30 protein-coding genes are annotated in these 25,741 nt (G+C 55.7%); 15 read left to right on the top strand and 15 right to left on the bottom strand.

Annotation, left to right across the window (positions count from 1 at the left end; translation table 11 throughout):
* Positions 1-150 precede the first annotated feature (150 nt).
* Entirely contained in the window at positions 151-1,776 is a 1,626-nt protein-coding gene (locus WCK51_09780) for a hypothetical protein (protein MEI7577173.1), read from the top strand.
* Here WCK51_09780 and WCK51_09775 read toward each other — a convergent pair.
* Both WCK51_09775 and WCK51_09770 read right to left on the bottom strand, forming a co-directional pair.
* The gene (locus WCK51_09775) at positions 1,766-2,509 is read right to left on the bottom strand and encodes a nitrilase-related carbon-nitrogen hydrolase (protein MEI7577172.1); all 744 of its coding nucleotides are present in this window, start codon (positions 2,507-2,509) and stop codon (positions 1,766-1,768) included. The two genes, WCK51_09780 and WCK51_09775, sit on opposite strands and share 11 nt — an antisense overlap.
* An 84-nt stretch (positions 2,510-2,593) precedes the next feature.
* Positions 2,594-3,226 (bottom strand): hypothetical protein, encoded by a 633-nt coding sequence (locus WCK51_09770; protein MEI7577171.1) that lies wholly within the window; start codon positions 3,224-3,226, stop codon positions 2,594-2,596.
* 379 nt (positions 3,227-3,605) lie between these two features.
* Here WCK51_09770 and WCK51_09765 point away from each other — a divergent pair, with 379 nt between their 5' ends.
* Entirely contained in the window at positions 3,606-4,016 is a 411-nt protein-coding gene (locus WCK51_09765; protein ID MEI7577170.1) for a BON domain-containing protein, read from the top strand.
* A 451-nt stretch (positions 4,017-4,467) separates the two neighbouring features.
* The gene (locus WCK51_09760) at positions 4,468-4,881 is read left to right on the top strand and encodes a hypothetical protein (GenBank protein ID MEI7577169.1); all 414 of its coding nucleotides are present in this window, start codon (positions 4,468-4,470) and stop codon (positions 4,879-4,881) included.
* Between the two features lie 68 nt (positions 4,882-4,949).
* Here the strand turns inward: WCK51_09760 and WCK51_09755 are convergent, their stop codons facing one another.
* The gene (locus WCK51_09755; GenBank protein MEI7577168.1) at positions 4,950-5,099 is read right to left on the bottom strand and encodes a lmo0937 family membrane protein; all 150 of its coding nucleotides are present in this window, start codon (positions 5,097-5,099) and stop codon (positions 4,950-4,952) included.
* 117 nt (positions 5,100-5,216) lie between these two features.
* Here WCK51_09755 and WCK51_09750 point away from each other — a divergent pair, with 117 nt between their 5' ends.
* Positions 5,217-6,254: a copper amine oxidase N-terminal domain-containing protein gene (locus tag WCK51_09750; protein ID MEI7577167.1), complete on the top strand. Its 1,038-nt coding sequence runs from the start codon at positions 5,217-5,219 to the stop codon at positions 6,252-6,254.
* Here the strand turns inward: WCK51_09750 and WCK51_09745 are convergent.
* The 4 genes from WCK51_09745 to nuoG form a co-directional block, all read right to left on the bottom strand.
* Complete coding sequence (locus tag WCK51_09745; GenBank protein MEI7577166.1) at positions 6,241-6,456, bottom strand: DUF1289 domain-containing protein; 216 nt, start codon at positions 6,454-6,456, stop codon at positions 6,241-6,243. The two genes, WCK51_09750 and WCK51_09745, sit on opposite strands and share 14 nt — an antisense overlap.
* Before the next feature lie 19 nt (positions 6,457-6,475).
* Positions 6,476-9,001 carry a hypothetical protein gene (locus tag WCK51_09740; protein MEI7577165.1) on the bottom strand — a complete coding sequence of 842 codons (2,526 nt, stop codon included), beginning with the start codon at positions 8,999-9,001 and terminating at the stop codon, positions 6,476-6,478.
* Positions 9,002-9,279: 278 nt separating this feature from the next.
* Positions 9,280-9,750: a hypothetical protein gene (locus WCK51_09735; GenBank protein MEI7577164.1), complete on the bottom strand. Its 471-nt coding sequence runs from the start codon at positions 9,748-9,750 to the stop codon at positions 9,280-9,282.
* Positions 9,750-11,684 carry an NADH-quinone oxidoreductase subunit NuoG gene (gene nuoG, locus WCK51_09730; protein MEI7577163.1) on the bottom strand — a complete coding sequence of 645 codons (1,935 nt, stop codon included), beginning with the start codon at positions 11,682-11,684 and terminating at the stop codon, positions 9,750-9,752. The genes WCK51_09735 and nuoG overlap by 1 nt, the downstream gene beginning before the upstream one ends.
* A gap of 110 nt (positions 11,685-11,794) precedes the next feature.
* On the opposite strand from nuoG, the gene WCK51_09725 reads away from it, so the two are divergent.
* On the top strand, positions 11,795-12,037 hold the full coding sequence (locus WCK51_09725) for a DUF433 domain-containing protein (GenBank protein ID MEI7577162.1): 243 nt from the start codon (positions 11,795-11,797) through the stop codon (positions 12,035-12,037).
* Positions 12,038-12,359: 322 nt separating this feature from the next.
* On the opposite strand, the gene WCK51_09720 is transcribed toward WCK51_09725, so the two are convergent.
* Genes WCK51_09720 through WCK51_09705 form a run of 4 tightly spaced genes read right to left on the bottom strand, consistent with a single transcriptional unit; the run spans position 12,360 to position 16,173 of the window.
* A complete protein-coding gene (locus WCK51_09720) occupies positions 12,360-12,977 on the bottom strand; it encodes a flagellar brake protein (protein ID MEI7577161.1) in 618 nt (205 codons plus the stop codon).
* Positions 12,904-14,460 carry a tetratricopeptide repeat protein gene (locus WCK51_09715; protein ID MEI7577160.1) on the bottom strand — a complete coding sequence of 519 codons (1,557 nt, stop codon included), beginning with the start codon at positions 14,458-14,460 and terminating at the stop codon, positions 12,904-12,906. Before WCK51_09715 ends, WCK51_09720 begins: the two co-directional genes overlap by 74 nt.
* Positions 14,460-15,713, bottom strand: a complete 1,254-nt coding sequence (locus WCK51_09710) for a hypothetical protein (GenBank protein ID MEI7577159.1) — start codon at positions 15,711-15,713, stop codon at positions 14,460-14,462. The genes WCK51_09715 and WCK51_09710 overlap by 1 nt, the downstream gene beginning before the upstream one ends.
* A 40-nt stretch (positions 15,714-15,753) precedes the next feature.
* Positions 15,754-16,173, bottom strand: a complete 420-nt coding sequence (locus WCK51_09705; GenBank protein MEI7577158.1) for a hypothetical protein — start codon at positions 16,171-16,173, stop codon at positions 15,754-15,756.
* A gap of 113 nt (positions 16,174-16,286) precedes the next feature.
* On the opposite strand from WCK51_09705, the gene WCK51_09700 reads away from it, so the two are divergent.
* Positions 16,287-17,198, top strand: coding sequence for a glycosyl hydrolase (locus WCK51_09700; protein ID MEI7577157.1), 912 nt, complete (start codon positions 16,287-16,289; stop codon positions 17,196-17,198).
* Here the strand turns inward: WCK51_09700 and WCK51_09695 are convergent.
* Positions 17,195-17,653: a hypothetical protein gene (locus WCK51_09695; protein MEI7577156.1), complete on the bottom strand. Its 459-nt coding sequence runs from the start codon at positions 17,651-17,653 to the stop codon at positions 17,195-17,197. The genes WCK51_09700 and WCK51_09695 overlap by 4 nt on opposite strands.
* A gap of 261 nt (positions 17,654-17,914) precedes the next feature.
* Between WCK51_09695 and WCK51_09690 the strand changes: the two genes are divergently transcribed.
* Positions 17,915-18,685 carry a PEP-CTERM sorting domain-containing protein gene (locus WCK51_09690; protein MEI7577155.1) on the top strand — a complete coding sequence of 257 codons (771 nt, stop codon included), beginning with the start codon at positions 17,915-17,917 and terminating at the stop codon, positions 18,683-18,685.
* A 3-nt stretch (positions 18,686-18,688) separates the two neighbouring features.
* On the opposite strand, the gene WCK51_09685 is transcribed toward WCK51_09690, so the two are convergent.
* The gene (locus WCK51_09685; protein MEI7577154.1) at positions 18,689-20,296 is read right to left on the bottom strand and encodes an acyl-CoA dehydrogenase family protein; all 1,608 of its coding nucleotides are present in this window, start codon (positions 20,294-20,296) and stop codon (positions 18,689-18,691) included.
* A 323-nt stretch (positions 20,297-20,619) separates the two neighbouring features.
* Here WCK51_09685 and WCK51_09680 point away from each other — a divergent pair, with 323 nt between their 5' ends.
* From WCK51_09680 to WCK51_09650, 7 genes are all read left to right on the top strand, one after another.
* Positions 20,620-20,778 (top strand): hypothetical protein, encoded by a 159-nt coding sequence (locus WCK51_09680; protein MEI7577153.1) that lies wholly within the window; start codon positions 20,620-20,622, stop codon positions 20,776-20,778.
* Entirely contained in the window at positions 20,727-21,074 is a 348-nt protein-coding gene (locus WCK51_09675) for a zinc ribbon domain-containing protein (GenBank protein ID MEI7577152.1), read from the top strand. The genes WCK51_09680 and WCK51_09675 overlap by 52 nt, the downstream gene beginning before the upstream one ends.
* 7 nt (positions 21,075-21,081) lie before the next feature.
* Entirely contained in the window at positions 21,082-21,381 is a 300-nt protein-coding gene (locus tag WCK51_09670; protein ID MEI7577151.1) for a hypothetical protein, read from the top strand.
* Positions 21,382-21,502: 121 nt separating this feature from the next.
* Positions 21,503-21,706 carry a hypothetical protein gene (locus WCK51_09665; protein ID MEI7577150.1) on the top strand — a complete coding sequence of 68 codons (204 nt, stop codon included), beginning with the start codon at positions 21,503-21,505 and terminating at the stop codon, positions 21,704-21,706.
* A 289-nt stretch (positions 21,707-21,995) separates the two neighbouring features.
* Entirely contained in the window at positions 21,996-22,289 is a 294-nt protein-coding gene (locus tag WCK51_09660) for a hypothetical protein (GenBank protein MEI7577149.1), read from the top strand.
* Positions 22,290-22,628: 339 nt separating this feature from the next.
* Complete coding sequence (locus WCK51_09655) at positions 22,629-23,153, top strand: hypothetical protein (GenBank protein MEI7577148.1); 525 nt, start codon at positions 22,629-22,631, stop codon at positions 23,151-23,153.
* A 54-nt stretch (positions 23,154-23,207) separates the two neighbouring features.
* Positions 23,208-23,585, top strand: a complete 378-nt coding sequence (locus WCK51_09650) for a hypothetical protein (protein MEI7577147.1) — start codon at positions 23,208-23,210, stop codon at positions 23,583-23,585.
* A gap of 12 nt (positions 23,586-23,597) precedes the next feature.
* Here WCK51_09650 and WCK51_09645 read toward each other — a convergent pair whose 3' ends face one another.
* Together WCK51_09645 and WCK51_09640 are read right to left on the bottom strand one after the other, a co-directional pair.
* Positions 23,598-24,662 (bottom strand): HupE/UreJ family protein, encoded by a 1,065-nt coding sequence (locus WCK51_09645; protein ID MEI7577146.1) that lies wholly within the window; start codon positions 24,660-24,662, stop codon positions 23,598-23,600.
* Between the two features lie 3 nt (positions 24,663-24,665).
* Positions 24,666-25,418 carry a YHYH protein gene (locus tag WCK51_09640; GenBank protein ID MEI7577145.1) on the bottom strand — a complete coding sequence of 251 codons (753 nt, stop codon included), beginning with the start codon at positions 25,416-25,418 and terminating at the stop codon, positions 24,666-24,668.
* Here WCK51_09640 and WCK51_09635 point away from each other — a divergent pair.
* The coding region (locus WCK51_09635; protein ID MEI7577144.1) for a hypothetical protein at positions 25,387-25,741 on the top strand (355 nt) is incomplete at its 3' end. The two genes, WCK51_09640 and WCK51_09635, sit on opposite strands and share 32 nt — an antisense overlap.

Here is a 25,741-nt window from a genome sequence, read left to right as displayed (position 1 = left end):
AAGACTCGGGACGATGCCAAGTTCAGTGAACCTGGCAGTGTTAACGTCAAGAGGCGCGACAGAAGTTCCACGCTTAGACGGAAACTATATTATGGCACATTGAATTCGCCGCCGTCAGAATCGGGAAGCGAATCGGCTATTCTGGATTTGATGAAGGGCAAAATCTCTCTCCTAGGGTGCCTTGTGATGCTTGCATTCGGTTCGACAGCATTGGCAGGGAATCCGATCCTGGATGCACTTAGAGGTCTAAACACGAGCGGTTTCAAGTCTGGTGGCGTCGTTTCGTCAAGCCCAACAAAGTACAAGCCAACGAGGAACCGCAAAGGGGTTGAGGCGGCGGTTACCGAACTAGCATCGACCGACGAAGAGCGGAAAGCCTTTCGAGAATCGGCCCTGGCAGTTGTTGAGGGCCTGGAAAAGGGATTTGTTGCGACTCCGTTCGAGGGCGATGCCTCGGCAAATATTGCCCTCGGTTTGCTCGGACTGTATACAACGGCGAAGAATGTCGAGCTTGCCGACGATGCCTTCATCGCCACGATCGGCGGAATCCAAAGGTTGCTCGATAGCACTTCTGTTAGAGATATGTCCGACGCAGACAAGGAACTTGCGGGAGAAAAGGTGGTTGCTCTCTACGCGATTTCGGGATCGCTACTTGCGGCTGTGAAAGATGACGAGCAGAAAGCGCAGTTCAGGCAAGTCGCCGGACTGTTGTTCACTCTGGTAACGGGTGCCTCGGTCGATTCAGTGAACTATTCAGCCAAGAGCTTTGAGGTGAAAGCCGTTAAACTTCCTGTTCAAAAGACGCCAGCTGAAGCCGCTCCCATCAAAACGGCAACCGGGATTGCTTCCAACTTCGGTTCTGGCTTACCGACTGGTTGGACCCAAAAGGATGTTTGGATGGTCAAGACGGTGGCTGATGGAACCCGGCTCACTTCCGGGCTCGCCCGTTTGCTGCCTGCGGTGACGCCCGGAGTCAGCGTTGGCCAAATCCTTAGTGACCTGTGGGCCAAGTACGTTCCCCAAGAGCTCGCCGGAAAGAATGGCGGGATTATTTACCGGCGGTATGTCGGGTCCGGAGTTCCTGCATATTTCATTGTTGGAGCAGGGCGCGAAAAAGGGCGCGAAGCAGATTCAATCTTCACTCTCATGCTTGTGGATTGCGAATCTCATTGGCAGCCAATCGTGATGGCACAGACATACGAGGAAACGGGCGACTTTCGGGTTGGAGTGGAAATGTCCGCTCGATTTTCCTTGAACACGACCGTGGCCTATCTTGAGGAGTATTTGGCGACGATCAAGTGCGACGCGACCAAGGGCAAGCCTCTGTTCGACAAGTCTTCTCTCGTGGGCGAGTTCGGCTACGGCTCGTATGCAAGTATGGACTACGTCAACGTTTATTCTGGAGCAAGCTCAACGAGTTACACGTCCTACGGCGGAACCCTCAACTTGAAAGCGGACGGCACGTTTACGTTCACTTACGGAGGTGCCTCGAGTAGCTACGGAAGTGCCGCCCAGTTTGGTGGGCAGAAGGGAAGCGGAACGTGGACGATCCAGGAAGATATCTTGACCTTGAATTACACGAAGTTCGAGCAGTTCCGAAACGGGATGGTTGACTCGTACAAGCTGAAGGAGAAGAAGTATCGGGTCGGTAGCTCCACTAGCTTCTCGGACGGAGTCAAGATCATCATTCTAAAAGACCGGTTAGACCTCCCCATGAGTTGGACAAACTTGGCGGATAGGTCCGATTGGTACACGACCAAGAAGCCTAAAGAGTGATCAGCGTAATTGCCGTCTGATCAAATGGGGCTTGAACAAGCAATTCGCCACTCCTTGAAACAACCTTGCTTCCCCCGAGGTTGCCGCTCGGGGTTCCAAAGCCCCATTCGGCAGTGTTGACGATCACGAAGTCGGCATCAAAGTACCGAGCCGCTTCTTGCGAGAGCGGGCTGCCCTTTGAATTCGGGCTCATATCCATGACTCCGATCACGAATACGATGTCGAGTTTGGTATTCAGTCCTTCGAGAAGTCGGTAGCAGTGGCTGCTGGTGTAGCTTCCAACGACTCCGGCGAACTCGGAACAGATCAGAATCGCGCAGGTTTTGCCGTTAAGGCGAAATGCGGTCCGGGTTTCGACGTCGGCGGGCAGGAAGATGTCGTTACGAATCTCGTCGTCCGTGAAGACGATCTTGGGCTGAACGGAGACGATTTCTCCTTGCCGGTCGATCACGACGGCGGCGTTCCAGGGCTTTTCATGGTCGTCGCGAGCGAACCATGGCGCGCCGAGAATAGCGGCGGTGCTGGATTGCTGGCAGGCATCTTTGATCGCGGAGAACGCTGTGGTGAGGTTCGGCCGCGAAATGTCTCCGCCCATTACGTAGTTGTAGCCCGTCAGCGCGCACTCGGGGAATATTGCCAAGTCGGCACCGGAGGTAGCTATCGCTTCGGTGATGTGGCGGGTATTTCCGCTTATGGTCAGATCCATCGGTATCTGGCAAAGCGCGATGGTCATTCAAGAATGATTATGACCAACTAAATAGCCTGGCGGTTGGGGTCCGAAGGAAAGCTCGGTGACCCCTTGACCAGGCTAAACCGGTTAGGCGACTTTCGTCATTCGCTTACGTCTGATCAGACCAATCGCACCGCATAGGATTCCCGTAATCGATACTGGCTCTGGAACTGGCTGAGAAAATCCGGTGACGTGGGCAGTGACCGAACCTAACTGGTTCGGAGCAATTGACAAGTCATTTATAGCCATTGTGAACGAACCACTCTCTGATCCATTTAGATAGTTGAAGGTTTGTGGAGTGTTATCAAAGTCGATAAAAACGCCCCCGTTGCCGTTTGTCACCGTGCCCGTGATGATGTCATTGAACGTGGTCGTACTTCCACCAGATATGGTGAACGGCGCTGTGAAGGTGACTTTAACCTGGAACGTATTCCCATTGTAGTTGTGATCCACATTGTCCAGTGCAAAAGAACCTAAGTTGTTGAAGTTGGAGCCTGGACTCGGGTTTCCGCCGAGATCCAGCATGTTTCCGGTGGTTGTGTTGTTGAAGGTTGAGTTTGAGTAGCTTAGACCCAAGAGCGATCCAGTTGGGGTGAACGGATTGCCGTTAAAGCTTCCTAGCGTTGATCCCACAAGGGTGACTTCGCCAGCAGAAGCGATTCCAGCAAGCAGTGCTAGCCCAAATACAAGTGTTGTTCGAGATGAAAAGTGTGTAGTCATTTTCTCCAATCCTTTCCGACCCTAGTTGAGCCGAACTAGAAATAGTATTGAGGTTGTGTTCTCTGGGAGACCAGTCGCCGCTTGCACTGACCGGCAGGTGAGTGTCAGTGAGATTACTGACAGTACTAGAGCAGGCTTGCGTCACAGTTAGATAAAAGCCATATTGAGTAGTGGAAAGCGAACAGCCGGACTCATCATTTGATCCAAGAATTGGAGCTATTCAATTTGCGGTAGGAATTTCCTTAGTGATGATAGCGGTCGTTATTGCAAATATCTATCGAAATACTGTTGCTAGAAATGTGGAAAGGAGCAGAGTTGACACGAAGCTGGATTCCGCATTGGCCGAGTCGATGGATTGCAGTGATCCAACAGGAACCTATTGAAAAACTTCATTAAGAAAACGACGCTCCTTTTGACAAGCATCTTGTTGGGATCACTGATCGGATGTGGGAACACCGCCGAGGGAATCAAGAAAGACAACGAGAAAGCTAGGCAAGATATAGCGAGCGGAGCGAGCAACATGGCTAACGATGCCAGTAACTCTGGGCAGCAAATGGGAATTGCAGCCGTACTAACTCCAAAGATTAAACTCGCCATTTCAGGTGACAAGCGTCTCAACGCAGATGGCAACTCGATAAACGTTGATACGACGTCTTCGAACGTCACTCTTGTTGGACATGTGACATCTGAGGAGATGAAACTATTAGCCTCAGAAATTACTGCGCGCATCTTAAAGGAAAACGACGCAAAGCAAACGATCGACAATCGGTTAGAAGTTCAATCGAAGTAAGAGAACGAGATTGGACGCAGCGATGACTGATCCAAACGACTTCTAACAGAATTCTGACACGACAAGAACAAGCATTCCGATGCTTTACACAAAGGAACAACATGACACAACCAAAGGAAATAACAACTCTACTTTCCGCTGCAGCTGCTTGCGAGGCAGCATGCATCGCATGCGCAACTGAAAGCGCGGCAGCTAGCGGTCAGGAGAAGGTCGCAAAGAGAGCTACCGAATGCGCCGGTGAGAGCCGGGAACTGCGCCAACAGCTCGTTAAGAATCCACGGGCCAACTCCAACCGATTCAAAGCAGCCTGCGACGCGTGCCTCGCCGAGTGCGAGCATGGTGGCCCGATGTCCACGATCCGTATGAAGTGCGCGGACGCATGCCGCACTGCCAGCGCGGCATGTAGCAATGCTTCCAAGTTGTCTTCGGTTCAACCGAAGTAAAGAGACTAATGAAAAAACTAACCCTTGCGGCATTTGCCGCTCTCACAGTTGGCGGCGCCTACATGGCTTTCGCCCAAGAAAAAATCCCTTCGAATTACTTCCCCGATTCTCTTGTTCAAGAGAAATCAAATATGTCGCCAGAGTCGTGCCGACAAATGATGTCGGATATGGCAGGGATGGCAGATACACAGTTGGCGATGGATCGCAAGGTGGATCTTTTGGTCACCACAATGAATGAATCCACAGGTGAAGCCAAGGCGAACGCAACTGCCGCCGTTATCACTGAGCTAGTCGCCCAGCGAACATCTAACCGTGGCATGCAGATGCGAATGGACAGAAAAATGCACATGCACATGATGATGCATAGCAAGAGCGGACGTATGAGCTGCCCAATGATGGATTCTCCCATGGCTTCTCAGTAGTCGAGGAAGATCATTACAAAGTCGCTAATAGCTTAGTATCCATAAGATACTAAGCTATTTGTTTTGAATCAAATCGATGTCCTTCGACGGCCGAGTAAATCAAAGATCAAGAGCACGAGGGCAATCAGCAGAAGTAGGTGCAGAGCGCCACCAACGGTATTTGAGCTGACGGCTCCTATGACCCATAAAAGTAGCAATATCAGAATGATTGTTCGCACTCCAGTAGTTTCCCGAAATTTGCTTTCAGAGCGAAGTAGCTTCTTATCTGTCCGTGTTATAAACGACAAGAAAGAGCAGACTGTTCTACTTGGTAGGACGTCAAGTAGTCTAGAAAAGTGAAGACTTTGCGATACACAACCCCAACCCTTTTAGTCACCTTAGTGGCTTCTGGCCTAGCCTCCTTTGGGCAAGGAGGTATCCGAGCTAGAGTAGACGGTGCCGCAGTAAACTTTCCAGATGCCCAGCCCATGATGATTAACAATCGAGTGATGGTGCCCCTGCGAGGTGTTTTCGAAAAGATGAATGCCAGCGTCGAGTACGATGCGATTTCGCATACTGTTACGGCCCAAAGCGGTGGCGACAACATTCGCTTGACTCTTGGGTCAAAGGTTGCGGCGATCAATGGCTCAGACTTAGCGATCGAAGTCGCTCCTTACACAAAAGACGGAAGCACGATGGTTCCGCTCAGATTCATTAGCGAAGCCATGAAGGCCGAAGTCGATTGGGTTGAGGCGACTCAAAGCGTTGAGATTCTAACAAAAACCAAGCTCGGCTCTCTAATGGACATTCCTGGTTTCAAGACGATTACTTTGACCACAGGCACAGTCGTTCCGTTTCGTCTTGATCAGATTCTGGGATCCCAAGCTTCGCGAGTCGGCGATCCATTCAAAGCTACATTGGATACCCAAGGAGAGGAAAGCTATCAGGGCCTTCCCATGGGCACAGTCATCGAAGGGCATGTTGATTTAGCTAAGCCAAAGGAAGGCTCTAACCCTGGTGTGCTTGGACTGAGTTTTGATTGGGTCCGCCTCCCTGACGGTCAGTCGTATCGAATATACGGCTCCCTCTCAGGATTGGAAAAGGTGGATATTGATCCTGCCACGGGCCGAATTGTTGCAAGGTCATCGTCGAAAGAAGACGATCTGAAACTGGTAGGTTATGGCGTCGCTGGCGGGATATTGGTCTCACTGGTCTCTAGGGGAAACGTCGTGAATAACGCCCTTCTTGGTGGTGCCCTTGGCTACTTGCTCGGACAACTGAACCCGAACGAGAAGAAGCCGACGGATGTTCTGACCACATCACAAATGAAGTTTGGTGTCAAGCTGAATCGGGACTTCATGTTCCGCGTAAAGTCGAGCGTTAGCGCGAACTAAGCTTGCCCTTATTGCCCTCTCCGGAGGGCAATTTTCTTTTCCCAAGCTCTTCGAGCAAATTCCACTTTTCCGCGTCGCTCATCGTGAGCCAAGCTCCAACCTCTCGCCCAGTTCGCATGCAACCGGAGCAGTGCAAAGATTCGTCAATCCCGCAATGGCGCACGCATGGAGACGGGCAGGGAAGTTGGGGCTGCGCGTCCATGACCTCTATTATGGGATAGTCAGTCGAGAATGAGTTGGCTTTGCGGGTACGGATCGATCTGGAAGTTTTCGAGGGTGTCGATTCCGGTGAGGTCGTAGCGGAACTCAGTTTTGAAGTCTGACTCGAAGTCAAAATCGAGCTCTGGATGATCGATTGGGATGGGGGAGCAAAGGATGAGCTCCAACCCTTTGGGTTTGTTGAGATGGCACAGATGCGTATCGCCAGCTCGTTCGGCTCCGAACTCGATGACGCCTTTCGGTGTGTCGCTCTTGATGGCGAACTTGGGGAGGTCGGCGAGTTGGGGTCGGAGTCGGAGCTGGCCGTTGCGGAAGTTGCCAAGGCCGAGGACGGCCTGGTGCATCATGATGGTCGGCGAGACGGCGCAGTGGCTGTAGAGGTCGTCGGTGTTGGGCCGGGCGGTCCAGAACTCGGAGAGGGTGTTGCATTCGTCGATGCTGTTCATCTTGCGCCACTTGGTGCGGAGCTCGTCGAGGATGAGGTCGACTCGGCCGACTTGGGCGTACGCCCAGTGCCGCCAGACGGAGTTGGCGGGGTAGCTGTGGGTGCATTTCTGGTTGACGAGGGCGTTGATGGCGGCTTGAAGGTGGACGTGGTTCCAGTTCGTGTGCGCGTTCAGCCAGATGAAATGGGCGAGGGCGCGGTCGTCGATTTGGTAGCCGGTTTTGGCGAGGGGATTGTTAACGAGGTTGCCTTCGCGGCAGTAGCGACCGACGTTGGCGTCCAGAAACGGGTCGATGCGAGGTTCGAGGCCGTCGATCATGGCGAGGAGGCAGTGCATGTACGCCTCGTACAGGTTGTAGGCGAGCTGCTTTTGCTCTTGAGTTTTGTAGGCTTCGTGGTCGATCCAGACGGCTTCGTTGCCGAGGGCTTGGACGCGGAGCATGCCGTGGTCGTCGCGGATGGTGTCGAGGTAGCCGAGGAATTTGAGGATCTTCGGTTTGTTCTCCTCGTACGGCTTGCGGTCGCCAGTTTGGAGCCAGTGGTGGACGTGGTCGCAAACGAAGCCGATGCTGTGGTCAACAAGCGGACCCCAGTTAGTGGCACCGATTTGGCGTTGGCCGACCCTGGCGTAGCGGTCGTATCCGGGCCAGGAGTCGAACCAGACTCCGCTCAGGGTTTGCCCGTGCGCGAAAGTGCGAAGGAAGCGGCTGGAGATGGAGGCGAGGCCGTGGGCCTGGCGGGCGGCGTGGAGCTGGTGCCCCCCGTCGCCGCTGTATTGCTGGCGCTCGCGGGCCATGCCGTCTACGGCGATGTCTTGGCAGGAGTTGACGAGGGTGTTGTGGGCGGCGGTGAGGACCAAGTTGAGCGCGCCGTCGGACGTGACGGTGCTGTTCTCGTAGTCAGTAATCAGCCGTCGTCGGCGCATTCCGACTCGCTTGATGACGAATTTTGCCCCTCGCGGGACATCGATGTGGAGTTGGATGTACCGACCGGTTTCGTAGTCGTAGGATGTGAAGCCGTAGTCGCCCTTCAAGCTGATGTGCCGGCAGTAGCCGTGGAACTTGGGGTTTTGCCAGGTGGCCGTTTCGGGAACGGATTCTTGGACGCTGACTTCTACGATAACTCCCGCGTCGGCTTCCAGCTCGACCGACGGCCAGCCGACCATGCACTCCGGGAGTTCGAAGCGCATCACGACAGAATAGGGCTTAGTCAGGTCGGCTTGTTCCACGGACGTGATTCTGTGGATGACATCGGCACCGAAGTCCCAGTAGTCGTTCGGGTTGCCTTTCCAATGGACCCGGCCCTCGTAGACTTTCCGTGCTTGAACGTAAACCTCGCTCATCATCGGGATCGAGCGCGGTGTCAGGCTAGAGCGCCAGGTGTCCTCGAAGTAGGTGTCTTCGAGGTAGTTGCTGTAGCCGGCCATGGCGGGGGACTGCTCGGGGGAGGCGTCGAGCTCCATGGCTTTGTACCAGTAGAGGTCCTCTTTGTAGTCCGCGAAGCACCAGCCTTGGGGCCAGAGGCGGGCGTCGTCGGTTTCTTGGAGGGCGCGGAGGAACCAGCGTTTGTGGCCGCCGGGCTTGATGGCGCGGTCAACCGAGCAGGACCAGGTTTGGTCGGTGGCGATCACCTCGCGTCCGGCTTGGGCGCGGAGGATGAGGCCGGGTTTACCGGTGGGCCAGGTTCCGTCGCCGTGGCCGTAGAAGAGGACGTGGACGCCGATGCAGTTTCGGCCCTTGACGAGGTAGGGCGCGAGGTCGATGGGGTCGGCTTCGGGGTGGCGGGGGTCAAAGGGGGCGGGGCCGAACTGGACGCGCTGACCGTTGATGTAAAGGACGTACCGGCTATCGGCGCAGATCCAGCCTTTGGACTCCTTGGGAATCTCGTCCAGGTCGAACTCTTTGCGGAAGTAGACGAGAGTGTTGGCGAGGGTTCGGTTGCTTGGGAGCCATATCCACCGGGCGGGCTTCATGCTGAAGGTGCTTGCAGCCTTTTCGGGGTCGTACGCGCTCATGCGCGGCTCGGCCGGGTGTTCGTACTCGACGGTTTCCGACGGAGGCAGATGTTGCGGCTTTGCGAGCACGGTATCGGTATTTTAGTCGGTTCTGTGGGGATTTGGGGTTAAGGGGGTTGTTTTTTTGGAGTGCGAGGGGCAAGCCGCGCTTTCGCTTTCAGTCGTCTTTTGGTCGTAGTCACGCCTCGCTTCGCTCGCGTAGCAGGCGAGACGCCTGCGGTCCCAGTGGGTTGGTTTGGAGTGCGGTAACGAGTTACCGCTTTTGAACAGCGCGAGCCTTGCTCGGCGTGGAGTTAGGTTCAAACTCCCGGCCGCGATGAATGGCTGGAATCTAAAGCGGTAACGAGTTACCGCACTGCAAAAAGCCGATCAATACCAATCTGGGCAAGATTTCGGAATTCTTCGCGGATGTCTTGGAGGAGGTCTTCGGGCATGGTGCCCGAGCGGTGGGCGATTTCGGCGCGCTCGGTGAGGGAGACGGGGTCGGAGCCGACTTGGGCGCGCAGAGTGCTGGTGCGGCGGAACCAATAGTTGGCATTGCTGAAATCGCCTTCGCGGCGGTGCATGATGCCGTGCCAGTAGGCCGATTCGGGGTCGGCTTCGTCACGTTGGGCTTCGATGTGGGCGGAGTCGAGGTCGTCGGCGTAAAGGTAGATCGCGGCGGTGAGGCAGGGGTCGCCCGTGACTTGGGCGATGGCGCTATTGACCGCGTGGTGGAGGGCCGGGTTGACCGATTTGGGCTGGATGAGGTCTCGAAAGCTCTCTTGCAGGGGTTGGACTGCAAAGAGAGCTGCGAAGATTTCTTCCGGGGTTTTCATTAGGCGAATGCCGGAGCAGTGGCGAGGATTTCGCTGGCTTGGCTGAACGGCATTCGGGGATTGAGGCGGATACTGAGCTCTTCGAAGACTCGCCAGGCGGGCTTGGCTTCGCCGACGGGTGGGATGATCGCCTTCATGAACTGGGTGGTGCCTTCGCAGTTGGTGTAGCTTCCGTCTTGCTCGGCGGGCAGGGTCATCGGAAGCGCGACGCTTGCGTAGTAGAAGGTTTCGGAGCGGCGGCTGTCTTGGACGGCGAGGAAGTCGACATTTTCAAGGGCTTTGATGACTTCTTCGCGGGGCAGACCAACGGAGAACAGATCAACCCCGACGACCCAAAGGGCTTTGAGCTCGCCGTTGGCAGCTCGTTTGAGTTGATCGAGGGCGGTAAGTCCGTTGGTGGCGAGGGCGAGCTGGGCGCCGCGCTCGTTGGAGCCGAGTGGGTACGCGTTGAAGGTTCCTTCGAGAGACTTCAAGGCTTCGGCGGCTTCGGAAATGAGGCGGGTCGTGGTGATGACGGTTGCTCCGGCGGCCTTGGTGATGGCTTGCTCGAGTTCGGCCGCAGGGATTCCGGTTTTGTTTGACGCGTCTTCGATCGAGACTTTTCCTGCAAATGCTTGGGCGAGGATCGCCTCGGTGCCGGGCTTGTAGACGAGGGTTTGGGTGGCGAAGTCGGAGACTTCGTCGGGTCGGTCGACGGCGACGATGACGTTGTTGCCTCGGTTGAACCATCCCTTGCGGACGCGGAGGAAGACTATAGGGAGGTCATCGGCAAGGTGGGTACCGAAGACAAGGGTGTTCTTGGCATGCTCAAGTGACTCGATGGAGTTATCGACTCGGCTCGGCCCGGAGTGCTGATTGGCGGAGAGGCGATAGTCAATATTCGCGCTTCCGACCTGGCCAGTGAAGAAGCTTTGGGCGGTGATGTAGGTTTCGTTGCTGAGGCCTTCGCCAACGATCATGCCTACGTTGTTGCCTTGGAAGGCTTCGAGGAGTTTTGCGTAGACGGTCGCGTACTCAGCCTTCTGTAGCTCGTCGTTCGTTCTGGCGAACGGGGTTTCGAGTCGCTTTTCGTCGTTGTAGAAGTCGTGACCAAACTTGCCCTTGTCGCAGGTCCACTCTTCGTTGATTGACTCGTTGGTGCGGGCGTTGATTCGGACGACTTTACCAGCGCGATGGTCGAACCAGATGTTGCAACCGTTGCTGCAGTTGAGGCAGACGGCCTCAGAAGTTTGTAGGTCCCACGGGCGAGCTCGGAAGCGGTACTTGCGGTTGGTTAGGGCTCCGACCGGGCAGATTTCGATGACGTTTCCGCTGAACTTTGAGGTGAACTTGGTCTCATCGAAGGTGATTGGCTGTGTCTTGTTGCCTCGGAATCGGAATGCGAGTTGGCTGTCGCCGGAGATTTCCTCGGTGAAGCGGATGCAGCGGGCGCACTGGATGCATCGCTCGAGGTCGAGGGTGACGTAGTCGCTGAGAGGGAAGGCTTTGACGGCGTGACGCTTTTGCTCGATAAATCGGCTGGTGGCGGGACCATAGAAAAGGGTGTTGTTTTGGAGTGGGCACTCGCCCCCACGGTCGCAGATTGGGCAGTCGAGCGGGTGGTTGATAAGGAGGAATTCGAGGACGCCTTTGCGGTCTTTGTGGAGGGCGTCGGATTCGGTGTTGATGACCAGACCTTCACTGACGGGCAGGGTGCAGGCGGCGGCGGGCTTGGGCATCATTCGGATGGTGCCGTCCGCTGGGTTCTTCATGCCGGTTTCGACCAAGCACATTCGGCACATCCCAACCGGCTTGAGGCGAGGGTGGTAGCAGAAGATGGGAATTTCGAGACCGAGACGCTTGACCGCTTCGACGACCAGTTCGCCTTTCGGAACCGCAAGTTCGATTCCGTTGACGATGATATTGACGGTCTGGATGTCGGTCGCCGCTGCCATGGTGTTTTCTACGAGCCTCTAGTGGCTTCGTTGGCTTGAATTGTACCTAGAGGAGTGGTGGTGGCGCGGCAACGCGATACAATAAGTAAGCTAGGCGGCGAAGGACTGAAATGAAAATCCCGGTTGAACTCGAAGGTGTGCTTGTGAGTACTCCAGACACGTTACACGGTGCGGTAAGGTTCGCCGGAACTAGAGTGTTTGCTCAAAGTCTTTTTGACTACGTTTTGGCCGGCGAGAAACTTGAAGTGTTTCTTGATCATTTTCCTGACGTCTCGAAAGAACAAGCTCTGAAGGTTCTTGACTGGGAACGGAGCCGAATCTCAGCCGACTACGGCTTTGCTAAGTCGGCATGAAGTTTGTCCTTGATCACTGTGTTTCACGGCCGTTGCTGGCTCATCTCCCGGAATTTGATATCGATTTTGCCGGCAAGCTAGGATGGGCACAGCTCGCCAACGGAAAGCTGCTTACCGCCAGCTAAGATGCAGGCTACTCGGCTCTGATCACCGTTGACAAGGGCTTCAAATCTCAGCAAAACTTTGCTGGCCGCCGCATCTCTGTCGTCTTGCTTTCGGTGCCAGACACTCGCCTAGACTGCTTGATTCCCCTTGTCCCAAAGCTACGACTCGTGCTGGAGAATCTCGAAACAAGTCGGCTAATTGAAATCGAGTAGCGAACTCAATCCGGCAAATGAATTGGGCGATCGAACGAAATTCGGACCGTGCTACCGATGCTGTCGTGGGTTGATTCGATGACGGTTCCCGCTCGGCTCTCGCCGTCGGGAAGGTCGACTCTTACAGTTTGGCCTTCCTTCTGGAATCCGGAGAGTTTGACTTTGGCTCCGTTAGTGGATAAATCGAGGACCTCGCCGCCGTGGTTTCCGACGAGCAGCGTCATGGGGATGTCAATTCGTCGGGCGTCGTCGCGGCGATTCCTGAGTTTTGGATTCACAGGGGCTTCGATGACGATTCTGCCTTCTTGGCTCTGGCGGGCGATCACCTTGGATGTGAAGAGCAAGACGCCGCCACGAGCTACGACTTCGCACACACACTCTTCACCGACCGGCACGGGGATGTAGCTGTCGCGTTGCATGGGAGCTGCGAAGACCCACTGCTTGTCGTCATGAGAGATCAATCGCGAACGGTAAACGGCACTGCTAGTCTTGAAGCGAACTCGGGCGTTATCGACGGGAGTCCGGCGCTGACGAGCATCCAGAACGGACTTACGGCCGAATGCCTTGGCGAGCAAGTAGCCCACCAAGAAAACGATTGTTAGCGATCCGATCAGTGCCAGCATTTCTTGCATCCTTGCTCTCCTTTGCGAACTCCAGCTTTGCGTTTTCGAGGGCTTTTAGCATCTCGCCGAAGTCAATTCTTGCTTCGGAGAGGCTATCCTCATCACCCTTGGCGCAGTATGCGCGGAGTTCGCTCATGGACTGAATGAGCAAGTTCATTGCCAATAGTCGGTTCGCATGGGACTTCTCATACCGCAAATTTGCCGGATTATCTCCAAGGAACGCCACGCACGCTTTTGCGAGTCTTTCCTGGGCATCAATCTCGTCGGCGACTTCATCAGACTTACGGTTCAATACGGCTTTCTGGAATAGTGCGCGAACATCAGGACCCTCGACGGTCGTCGCGCTATCCAAAATCGCCGCCCAAAGCCAGTAGTGAGTTTCCGGTAGCGAAGGCGAGTCTTTTCGGACCCTCTCCATATCGAGTCGAGAACCGTCTTCGGCACCCAGTAGCGCTCTGCAAAGTGAGCGCAGTGCGAAGGCTTCGCTCGAAGGCTCGGTTTTAATTGCTGTCTCCAGATGTTTCAGAGCTTGATCGGGTGCAGATGCGCGGAGTCGAAGCTCGGCGAGAATCAGCCTAAGCCCTGAACTATTTGGATTCCCAACCAGTGCCTCGTTACAAATCGCCTGGGCATCCCCAGTTCGACCAGCGTCAATCAAGATTCGGGCGGCGAGTGGTGTCAGGTTGGGGTCACCCAGTGCTTTGCCGCTGGCGACGGTGGCGGCGATGGCCTCGTCAGTGCGTCCGTTAGAGCGGAGAAAGTCGATGAGTTCGCGGCGCCTTTTTCCATCCTGAGGAGCGGCGTCGACCGCATCACGCAGCAACATCTCGGCGGCTGACAAGCGCCCAGACGCGAGAAGCTGTTTGACTCGTTCCAGAACGGCCGCGAAATCGTTCAGTTCGCCATCATCGTCCGAGGTATCAGGAACGATAGGAGCCTGACCCTTGCTCGGTTCGTCGCTCCGGATTCTGGTTGACTTGGGAAGGTCTTTGAAGGTCGTTTTAGAGAGGGTTTCAACGAACGAAACACAAATCCCTTGGACGGAAGCTTGCGCACCATTTGAGCTACCAACTTGAATATCAAGGTTTTGCTCGTCGGTCCAAATCTGTTTCCCGTTCCTAAACAGCGTTGCGACTAAGTGGACTCCTCTTGTTTTGCGATTAGCCTTGTTCTCGGCAGGTTCAAGCCAGAGCGTGTAGACGGCTCCGATGACCTTGGCTGCCTCAAGAGCTTCAGCCCGGATGGGTTTTGTGGATGGAGCAGGGAGTTTTGAGTCGTTTACCAACCCCCTGATGACAGGATCGCTCAGAGAGTAGGTGACAGCAGAGACTTGACCGACTCTATCGAGCTCGGTCGCCATCGTGTTGATGTAATCAAGCGTCTGATCGCCGAGCGGCATCGGTTGAGCGACCAGGCAGGTTGCTGCCTGTGCCTTTGCAAGCGAGCAGGTAACAAGAATCAGGAGACCAACGAGGGGGCGCATTAGTTTTTCAGGGCACGAAGCGCGGCTTTGGATGAGTTGAGGCCCGCTTGGTTTGCATCCGCGTTGCCCTTCCCTGCCTTGAGATCGCTCTCGTAAGCACTGATTGCTCGCTCGTATGCCGCAATTGCTTCGGCGCGTTTCCCGGAAGCGTTCAGAGCTTGGGCTTGTCGTTGGTGAGATTTACCGCCGCTTCCCGCCTTGGCCGCGCTCTCAAATGCTTTTGCCGCGCTTTCGTTGTCGCCGCCTTTTAGCATTTCGTTTGCGCTACGGCGGACCGCCTCAGTACCGCTTGCGCCCTTCGCATTCGTAATTTTGATGTCGATTTGGCCCGGGTCTTTGTCTCCATCCGTAATCGGCTTCGTGGGCGGAGGAGTGTCTTCGGTGCCTTTGTTTGGCGGATTTGATGGTGAAGGCACGCTGCCACCCCCGTTGTTACCATTGCCAGTGACCGGAGGCAGCCCAGTTCCTGCTCCGCCACCATTGTTCGGGTTACGCGAAGGGCGGGAACCGATGGGGCCATTAGGAGTCACTGGATCAATCTGATTTGTTCGCCAGCCGTTATCTCGTGGCTTTGGCAGACCGCCGCGATTTGATGAGTTGTCTGTACTCTCATCCCCGCCAAGCGGTTTCACACCATCATCGGTCAACTGGTTACCCGGAGTACTTGGTGCAGGGTTTGAAATCGTGTTGCCCGGATTGACAGGATTCACTGGGCTCTGATTCGACACCAAGTTCCCTTGAGGCGTCGCAGAAGGCGGAGCTGAAGTACCTGACGTCTCCTTAGAGCTGCTGACGACGCGATATGTGATTGCGCCAACCGAAGAAACGAGCAGAACAGCCGCCATCGCCGCCATCAGCGCGCCTTTTCGGTCAACCTTTGGCTCGGCAGTTCGCTGAGCAAACGCATTGCGAAGCTGGTTGAGCTTGATCTTGTCAATTGTCGAATCTGGGTTGAGCGAAACGACGGTCTCGAAGCAGTCAAGCGCCTGAGCGTACTCGGATCGTCGTTCGTGAACCATTCCCTTCAAAGCGTGTCCCTCCGGGTAGGCGGGGTTTGCCATAACGGCGTGCTCGGCGATTCCCATCGCTTCTTCGGTATTGCCTTCATTGAAGGAAGTCATTCCCTTATTGACCAACTCCTTCAATTTCTGTTGTGACTCGGCGACGAGGTCCTGGGGCAGAGCGTAGCCGCACTTTCGGCAGAACGCGCTGTCGATGGTGTTGTTAAGGGCACATTTTGGGCAGGCAACCATAGTTCACTCCAAGGGCTTGTACTTCCATTGTACAGCAGGATTATCGGATTCCGCCCCGGTGAATCTCCTGGCGATACACTTCGTTGAGCCCCGTGAACGGATAGACGCGCCTGGCTCGCTGCAGTTTCCTAACCGCCTGCTGGTAAACCCGCTGGGCACCTTGCTTCGTTCGGTTCCAGTACTTTCCAATTTCCTCGAACGTTAGGCCCCTTGCCCGGAGCTTGATGACCTCGTATTGCCGACGAGTGAGCTTTGCCTCTTTCAAGATGTTTCGGAGCTCTCCGTTTTTGAATGGATTGCTCTGATCTTGGTTGATGATGTTCGCATGCAGAAGTGCTTGACGTCGGCTGTAAGCAATTCTGCGCTCAAGACCTGCATCGCTAAAGAAAGGGTGCTCTTCGTCGGACGGAACCCCGAGATAGCCGCTGGATTGAGATTGTGGTTCGTTGTGATTGTTCATTGTAGAGTTCCCAATTGGTAACTAATTAGTAGTAGACAAGTGTTTACTATATAAGCGATCTCAGAGGCGATTTGTCAACCACTTTTTCGACAGTTTTTGTTAGGATTCAGGAAATGATCACGGCGATAGCTTGTCTTGGAATGCTGACCACATCGCTCTGCGATCCGAAGGCGTCGCCGTCGGCGCTTCGCCTCAAACGGCTACTGGATCAGGTGTACGGCAGGCGGATTATCAGCGGGCAGTGCGACGACAAGTACCTACCCTTCATCAAGGAAGCTACGGGTGGGTTAGAGCCCGCGATGATGGGTTACGACTTTAACGGGATCTGTCCTTCGCAGAAGGGGAACTTTGATGTTGAGAAAGCGATTGCCTGGCACAAACGGGGCGGGCTGGTGACGTTTCAGTGGCACTGGATTTCGCCCGATGCCGATGGAGATTTTTATACGGACAAGTTCAATCTTGCGAAGGCTTTGGCGGCACCTGGTTCGGCTTCTTACAAGAACTTGGTGAGGGACATCGACTTGGTTGGAGTCGCTTTGAAGCGACTCGATAAGGCCGGAGTTCCAGTGATCTGGCGGCCGCTACACGAGGCAGAAGGGAAGTGGTTCTGGTGGGGCAAATCGGGTGGAGACGCTTGCAAGAAGCTCTACCGGCTGATGTTTGAGCGAATTACCAAAGTTCATGACGCTCACAACCTGGTCTGGACCTGGACGAGCTATGCCGGAGAGAAGGAGGATTGGTACCCCGGCGATGAGATGGTTGACCTTGTGGTTTGTGACTACGAGAATCCGGCTTCTTGGGGGAATCTGAATTCGCGGTTTGGGGGCCGAAAGATGCTCGGGTTAGGCGAGGAAGGGAAGCTGCCGGACCCTGTCTCGCTTGGAAAGCGGCCTTGGCTGTACTTTCTCACCTGGGCGTATATGATCGAGGACGAGAAGAAAGGGAACACGAAGGAGTGGATTCGGCGGGTCTATCGAGACTCGCGGGTTCTGACCCTATCTGATCTGCCGAAGTGGCAAGATTAGCCTTTGGGTTCCTCGGGGTGGAATGTGCAATGTTCGCCTCTTGGCTTGAAGAACGGCGCGAAATGCTCTTTGTGCCGGCTGGCGATGTAGAGCGATAGGAGTCCGAGCACCACGATAACGGGGAGCCCTTTGGGGTCCATCGTCGCGTCGAAAAGGGCGATGACGACGATGATCGGCCCAAGAATCAGCAGTCCGAGCGGGGCGAGGCGACCAGAGAGGAGCAGGATTCCGCCGATGATTTCGAGTCCTTTGACCAACGACATAAATCGGCTTGCGCCCAAGGCGCCAAGGAACGCCTTGGCATTCTCGCCTTCGATGGGCGGAACTGGGAGAAAATTGAGGAATCCGTTGAGGCCGAAAACGACAAACGCAGCTCCGAGGAGGAGTTTAGCAAGGCGGAAGGGAACGTCGCGGTTCATGAAGTTCCTATCGCGCTTGGCTGCGATTCGTTCCAATGTTTCGCAACGAAAAAGCGTCTTTGATCCCGGCTTTCCCCTTGTGATTGGTACCCACTTTGAGCAGACAGCGGTTCTTCGACAGCGTTCCCTCGTGCCAAATCCAGCATGCTCGAATCAGCCGACCAAATTTCTGCCAAAAAAACGAGTAGAGAGCCCAGATTTCCAGAAAGTGGGATATATTACAATTGAGACTATTACAAGATGTAATAGTTTGAGATCATTTCGGGGCCGACGCGGCCTCTGTAGGCTTGGGACAAAATGAAACGAAATCAATCAATCAATGTCATCACTCGTGTTCGAGTGGCAATCTCCGTAACCCTCGGGGTCGGGCTTGTTCTTGGAGTTCAAGGTCAAACCGCCGTTCCGACAGCATTCGCAACCTCATCTCCGCTCGCCGCCGCTGGTGGATCGTCTACAGCAAACGTTTTCTCTTCGGCAAATCGAACCGTACAGTTTCAGATTGCCGCCAGTGAGCTCAGCTATTTCACGGTGAACACTCCGCTAAAGGCGATCAACTTTCGAGCAACCTCACAGGCGACACCGTTGTTTCAGGCAGACTCGTTTGCGGATTGGACTTTGACATTTGCTCAGGCGAGAAACGCAGTCGGTTCTATGAGTGCGACATTTGCGAATAACATGTTGGATCCGGTTGTTGTCAGGACGGGCGGATTGTCGCTTCCGGCAAATGCTTACCCTGGCAATGCGGTCGCTCCAGCTGTGAATCCGTGGGGATTCGAGATCAAATTTACGACTCCTTACATTTACAAAGGCGGAGATCTGGTCATAATGCTCAGTCATACTCCTTCGACTTCGACGAGTAGTATCGTGCTTGATTCGTTCTCACCGCCGAATGCGGCCGGCTACGGTACGAAGTACCAAGCCCTTAGTGCAACGTCGTACAATGCGACGACGGCTTCTAACTTAGGTGCAGCATTCCCTGCGATGCAAATTGTTCCAGAGCCAGCTTCGATGGCGGCAATCGGCCTAGGAATTGCCGGTCTGATGCGCCGTCGCAAGCGAACTGCGTAAGAACTAGTTGAACCGAACCGGGCCGTTGTGGTGGTGGACCAAGTCCGCCAAAGTTGCGTAGTCGATTTTCTCGACCTTCGGCAAAGTCAGCGGCTCCTCGCTGAGGAGTTGCCAGGCTTCGGCGGCTTTGAGGTTGAGGTACGGGAGGGCGGCGGTGTAGAGGGTATCCCCGGCGTCTCGCCGGGTTTCGGAGCCCGGCGAGACGCCGGGGGTACCGTGGGCGCGCAGTCTTGCGGATTGCTCCGCAAAGGCAAGCAGAATCAGATCGGAAGCCGCGCCAATCTGGATCTGACCGTCGAGCTGCATGTGGAGGGCCTTGATCGCGAGGTCGGCGATCCAGGAGTCCGCGACGAGCGGAGCCAGGGAGCCGGACTTGAGCTTGCGCTGGAAGCGGTCGGCGAGGAAGACGCGGTTGATCTCGTTTGTGCCTTCGTAGATTCGGCTGACGCGGGCGTCGCGGTAGTGGCGCGCCATCGGGAACTCCTCGGTGAAGCCGTAGCCGCCGAAGATTTGGAGGGCTTCGTCGATAATCCACGCTTCGGCCTCGGTGCTGAAGACCTTGCAGGCCGAGCACTCGATGGCGTACTCCTCGGCGGCTTTTCGGTTGCCGTCAATGGTTCCGCCGTACAGATCGAACGCCTCGTCGATGAGGGCTCCGGTGCGGTAGATCATGGACTCGGCGACGAAGAAGAGCGCGGCCATTTGGCCGAGCTTCTTCTGGATCAGGCCGAACTCCGAAAGAGACTTGCCGAACTGCTTCCGATCTCGGGCGTAGCCAGCGGCGAGTTCGATGGCGTTTCGGGCAGGGCCGATGGACATCGACGAGAGTTTGAAGCGACCGATGTTGAGGGCGTTGAAGGCGACATGGTGTCCTTTGCCCGGTTCGTAGAGGAGGTGATCCAGGGGGATCTCAGCGTCCTCAAGCACGATCCGCGCCGTCGATGACCCCTTGAGCCCCATCTTGTGTTCTTCGCGGGCGATGGTCAGCCCGGGGGTATCGCGCGGAACGATGAAAGCGGAGAAGTCGGTCCCGTTGATCTTCGCCATGACCAAGAACTGGTCGGCCCACTTGGCGTTACTGATCCACATTTTGGTGCCGTTCAGCACCCACTTGTCGCCTTTTTGGACGGCGGTTGTGGTTGCGGAAAGAGCATCAGAGCCAGCATTCGGCTCGCTGAGGGCGTAGGCGCCGATGGACTCGCCACTCGTCAAAGCAGGCAGAAACTTCGCCTTCTGCTCCTCAGTTCCAAAGAGCGACAGCCCGACCTGGCTGATTCCGCTGGTGATGCCGTAGGTGACGGACATAGAGCCGTTGAGGCTCATGAATTCGAGGATTCGCGCGGCGACGTTTTTGCCTAGCCCGAGTCCACCGTATGCTTCGGGTGAGTCGATTCCGCACAAACCTAGCTCGCCGGCTTTTGCGATCAGCTTGGGCATCAGACCCTCCTCTTGATGATCAATCGCCTCCAGATGAGGCATGATTTCCGCGCGGCAGAACTGCTCGGCGGTGTCGATCATCATTTTCTCATCGCTGCTAAAGTCTTCAGGCGTGAAGGACCGAGCAGGGGTTCCGCAGAGAAAAGAGGCGCCGGGGATGAGGGTTTCGGACATCGTTGTACCTCTCATATTATGGCGGATTGGGTGGGGAGTTGGGAGTGAGGAGTGAGGAGTGAGGAGTTGAGAGTTCACATCCCGCCGCGGCCCCGATGCCAGACCCCACCCGATGGGTGCCGGATCGACTCGCTTCGCTCCCCGACCCAACACCCATCGGGACCCGCGCCGCCGCGCGGACGGGAGTTTTGGTTTAGAATGGGGGTGTGGGGAAAGACCAGCGGTGGTGCGAAAACTGCGGCAAGGAACTTTTGCGGCAAGACAAGAGTTGCCTCCAGTGTGGATACCGAGTGGTTACGCATGAACGAAACACAAGCCTTGCCATGGCTGCAATCAACTTTCTCGTAGCCGCGATCACAGCGGCCATCATTCTGTTCGCAAAGGGTTTACCGACCGCTTGGTGGCTAGTCATTGTGTTTGTTGCGCTTGGGTGCATCCGCTTGTGGGAGTCTCGCGGCGGAGGGTTTCGGAGGGACGAGTGAGCTTGGAACTTGGATTTTGCCCGAAATGCCGTCGGACTCTTCCCGAGGGAGCAGAGTTCTGCGCACATTGCGGCTGGCGAAATCCTGAGATGATCGCTAAGGGGAAGAAGTTGCGGCTGGAGGGACTGGTCTTGATGTTGGTTGCTTGTCTCAGCTGCGGAGGGAGTTGCTACTCATTTGAAGGCGGTCCGCTTGCCTACTGGGCATGGTATCCACTGGTTGGTGGCGCGTTCGGATTCGGGCTTATTGGAGTTGTCAAGTGGCTCAAGGGAGTCAGCTATTTTGTGGGGTCTTGAATCAAAGATGCTGGACACAAGTGGATCGTGCCCAAAGTGTCGCCGAACGCTCGGTGACGGTTTGGAGTTCTGCGCTCACTGCGGCTGGCGGAATCCCGAGATGATCGCGAAGGGGAAGAAGATGCGGCTGGAGGGGTGTTTGATGATGATCACCGCTTTTCTGGCCTGCGGAGGCGGATGCACGGCGATGGGGGCTTCGTTGATCCCCGGAGACACATTCGCACTCTTTCTGTTGGCAGGCGTCGCACTCAGCATCGTTGGCGCGGTCAAGTGGTGGATCGGATTGGGGTTTGATGATGGGAAGTGAGTCGAGCATTTTTGATCCGCTGGTCGTCTGCCCGAGGTGTCAAATAGCTTTGCCCGAGGAGGAAGGTGTCTGCTCTCGGTGCAAGCTCCCGCTCACACGCCAAGCAAAGCAGAAGGTACGTATGAGGGTTAGCATTACTCGAGCTGTTTACGCGGGGGCCTTTCTGTTCGGCTTCGCTCCAGTTGGAATGCTGTGGGGCTACGGTCAGCAACCAGCACACCTCGAAGAGTTTCTCATTGCGGTTTGGTCCGGTGTTGGCTTGTTCATTCTTTTCCAGTTCTTCGTTTTTATCGCGGCGTTCCTAGACCTCAAAAATCACCCATGAGCATTGAGGTTGAGTTCAAGCCCTGCCCCAAGTGCGACGCTCGACTCGAGATGAGGGCGAATTGTTGCCCAGTTTGTGGCTGGAGTTCAAAAGACCCGGTTGCTCCTATCTTCTTCCTGCTCGGAGCGCTGGCAGTCTGTCCGTTGGCGTGCTTTGCACCTTGCTGGTTAACAGGGTTCTCTGCGTGGTCGGCGCACTGGGTATTCACCCAGTGGTGGTTCTGGCCCGGAGCTCTCGTGTTTCTCGGCATCATCGGTGGGTTAGAGTATTGGCGAAGGAAGTCGAGGTCATGAGTTCGGCACGACCATCAGAATGCCCCAAGTGCGGGGCAAGCTGGCATCCCGGACGGACGATCTGCGAATTCTGCGGCTGGGATGTCGCCAACCAAGTCTCTGGACTTGGGGTGTTCCTTGCCGTGATGGCGGTGTTTCCGTTTATGGCGATTGGTTACTGCTGCATCGGCGGTCCTCTGGCCTATGTGTCTCCGATCTTTATCGAGCCGCTTCCCTGGATTCTCCTAGCGGTGTGGCTTGCTTGGGTAGTTTGGAAAGTAATGCAGCCGTCGGGAGAAAAGCGCGACTGATGCTTGTGCAAGCAAGTGTCAGCGTCGCAAAAAGTGGTCGTGTGATGTGAGCCCAGATAAACCTAAACAGTGCGGGAAGTGCGGTGCGGATTGGAAACTTGGTGCGAGATTCTGCCCAATGTGCGGCTGGGAGCCGGGGAAGATCACCCGGAACACTATCGGGCTCGTCCTTCTCGTGTCGGTCACTCCTCTTATGTGTTTTGGATACTGCGTGCTTTGGTATCCGCTTGGGCGTTTCGTCTCACCGTACTTGGCGTCACTTTGGCTGTGGATCGCCGTCACGTGCTTGATGCTGTGGGCTGTCTACTGGGCGTTCTTACGGGACGGGGGCGATAGGAAGTGAGGAAATGGCTTTGGGCGGGAATGGTCATTTCCTCGTTTATCGGGATCGGAACATTTCTGTCGTTTCTTCTTTGGAGTCCTTCCCGGCGAGGTCAGTTTTGGGAGTTCATTGACGCATTCGGCAAGTCAGCTTGGCCCGGTTGGTCTATGGCACTAGGGGCGGTGGGACTGTTTGGTTGCCTGATTGCCCTGGTCCGGGCTGAGCAGAGTGACGCGAAGAACGCGTTTCTCCCAGGGGCCGACGGGGACTATTCTGTGTGTGACAATTGTGGGGCAAGAGTGGAACGTCGTCGACGCCACTGCTCTCACTGCGGTGAAGTCGTGAGCCGAACTCAGCACGGAATTCGGCAAATGTTGATCGGCACAGCGCTGCTAATAGGTGCGACGCTTGTGAGCTTTGGCAGTTGCGCGGAGGGCTTTCATCCGGCGCATCTCTGGTGGCTGGGCGGAGCCGTCATGGGTTGTAACGGGATGATTATGGCGCTCGTACTTATACTGTTGGGCAGCATTCGGAAGGGGTAGGGTGAAGCGTTGAATCCGAGGTGTCCGCAATGCAGAGGGCAGATTGGGGCGTTTGTGAACCCCGATGAGCCGATCTGTATTTGCGAACTTGCGAAACGGTGGCGGGATGGGTATCGAACCCGAAAATGGGGTCTCTGGGCGTTCCTTCTGGGAATGCTGATGTCTGGCGCAGGGTTGGTGCTAGCTATCATCTCGTCGGCAAAGATGATTGGTGCAGCCTCATTGGTCAAGCCAAAACAACCAGCGAGCCTCTTGGCCGCAAGGCAGCAATTCGACACGGCGCACACTGCGGAATCGGTTGGAAGAATGATTATGGCGCTAGGCGCTTTGCTTGCTGCTTTCGGCTTCATCGCACTTTTGGTCGGATGCGCGATGGTCTACCGAAAGGGCGACGAAGCTCGTTGGACCGACGCATTTTGGCCCCGTCCCTGACGCCCGAGCGGGTTAAGAACCAAGGAGTCGTTGGACAAACCAGAAGGCGGCGATCAAAGCAAAACTCCCGCTCGCGATTTGGATGACGCGGGATTGCAACGACGGCCGTTTCGACAATATCCAGATCGCGCCACAGCTGAGTAACGCGATTGAAAGCTGAGCTAGCTCAAGGCCGAGATTGAAACTGAGAAGCGCTGACCAGATGTTCGACTGGTCAAACCCTCGATCCATCAGTCCACCAGCAAAGCCAAAGCCGTGAACCAGACCGAAGCCAAAAGCCACGAGAACAGCCTCGTTTCGCTCGGTCCGACTTAAAACAGCTTCCTGCGAGTCTTTAGGTTTTTCTTCGTCAGAGCTTCCCGGCGGGTTCGAAGGAAACTCATCGCCTCCACCTTTCCGTAAGGTCACTTTCTGAAATGCCTGGATTGCCACAACCGCGATGCTTAGAGCGATAAGCGGTTCGACGATGCGGGAAGGGAGTGTGACTCCTTTGAGAACCACCAACGCGAGCGTGCAACAGTGAGCGACGGTGAACGCAGTCACAACCTTGGCAATCTGCTTGAACCTCCGAGCGACTAAGACAAGCGAAAGGACGAACAAGATATGGTCTGGTCCCGCCAAGAGGTGGTCGACGCCAAGCCGGAAGAAGCTGAGAAAGCCACTCTCTTCTCTCGGCTTCTTCGAGGCGGTTGGCTGCTGGTAGACGGTCTGCTTGTCAAGAAGTCCATTGCGAAACACGAGCAGAATTGTTGGTAGCTCGGGTCGGAGTTGACCACCCAGCGCGTACTCGCCGGAACCGGTCCCGACCAAGCGTGCTTGCCAGTACAGCATGTCGCCCTTAACTTGGTTGACCGTGACCATCTTGCCTACTTCGACCCGGACTCCGGCTTGGGTCAACTTGAGGCGCTTGCGAAGTTCGGAATCTGCTCTCCCCGCTAGTGGATCAGATTTATGCAATCCGACTGAAATGAACCGTTCAGATCCGGAATCGAGAATCCGAACGGTATCGACGAGCAAGTCATGCCCAAGCGAGAGGGTACTGAGGAGCAAGCTTGCGACGATGAGAATCCAGCGCATGTCTCAGTATCCAAACGAACGGTCAGGCGTACCGCGCATGTAGCGAGGAATATAGGGATAGGCATTGGTGAGAACATAGTAGTAGGTGCTGCCGGGAAATTCGGGTGTCACGCCGGTGCGCCCGTTTGCCTGGTCGAGGTCACCAAGTCCCGCTACGTACTCCCAGTCTTGCTCGAATGTGCCGTCGTAGACTCCTCCCGGGCCGCCCGACCGGGTCCCGGATTTAAGCCGGAAGCTGGAGGTCATCTGCCGCAGTCCGCTCGACGAGTTGTTTGCAACGCTGTAACAGTAAGGTCCGTAGATCGGAAATCCGTCTGCTGCCCAACCGACGATCGCCATCTGAGTCGTGTAGCTCAACAGGTTGAGCAGCCCCATGGGCAGCCCATGGTAATGGTATGCCCCATTAGGCTGGACGTGCGCATTGCTCGAGTCGATGCCCAGATTGACGCCTCCACCTTTAGGTTCGTATTGCCAGCCTGTCGCCGGGTTATTCTGGTACCACTCGTTGGCGTAAGGGTCAAACGGCACGCTGTTTCGAGCAGTTCCAGCCTTCTTTCCGAGGCCACCAGCCGTGTAGCTACCCGCCGCTGATGGGGATTTGAAGCATCGCCAGTTGTAGCTCTGCGCCGAGATTGAGTTTGGGTTGTTCGGGTTTGGGAAGGCCCCGGTGACGTGCCCCGGAATTCCGTTGCCCGTGATGTAGCGATAAAGCGAGTCGGTGGTGATGGTAGTCGTGTTCCCGGTCGATCCTGTCATCGCTCCTCCGGTTGTCGTTGTCGATCCGGTCGTTCCTGAAGTGCCTGTTGTCCCGGTAGTTCCAGTGGTTCCGGTTGTGCCTGTCGTTCCCGTCGTACCGGTGGTGCCGGTGGTACCGGTCGTAGTTCCGGTTGCTCCGGTTGTCGTTGTTCCGGTTGTACCTGTCGTTCCGGTCGTGCCGGTTGTCCCGGTCGTCCCCGTCGTAGACCCGGTTGCTCCTGTTGTGCCAGTCGTTGTTGAACCGGTTGTCCCCGTTGTGCCAGTCGTGCCCGTCGTAGACCCGGTTGCTCCTGTTGTGCCAGTCGTTGTTGAACCGGTTGTCC

Source organism: Armatimonadota bacterium (genome assembly GCA_037138755.1).
GTDB lineage: Bacteria > Armatimonadota > Fimbriimonadia > Fimbriimonadales > Fimbriimonadaceae > Fimbriimonas.
The sequence above is the reverse complement of the archived record's forward strand: the minus strand, read 5'-3'. Positions and strand labels throughout refer to the sequence as shown.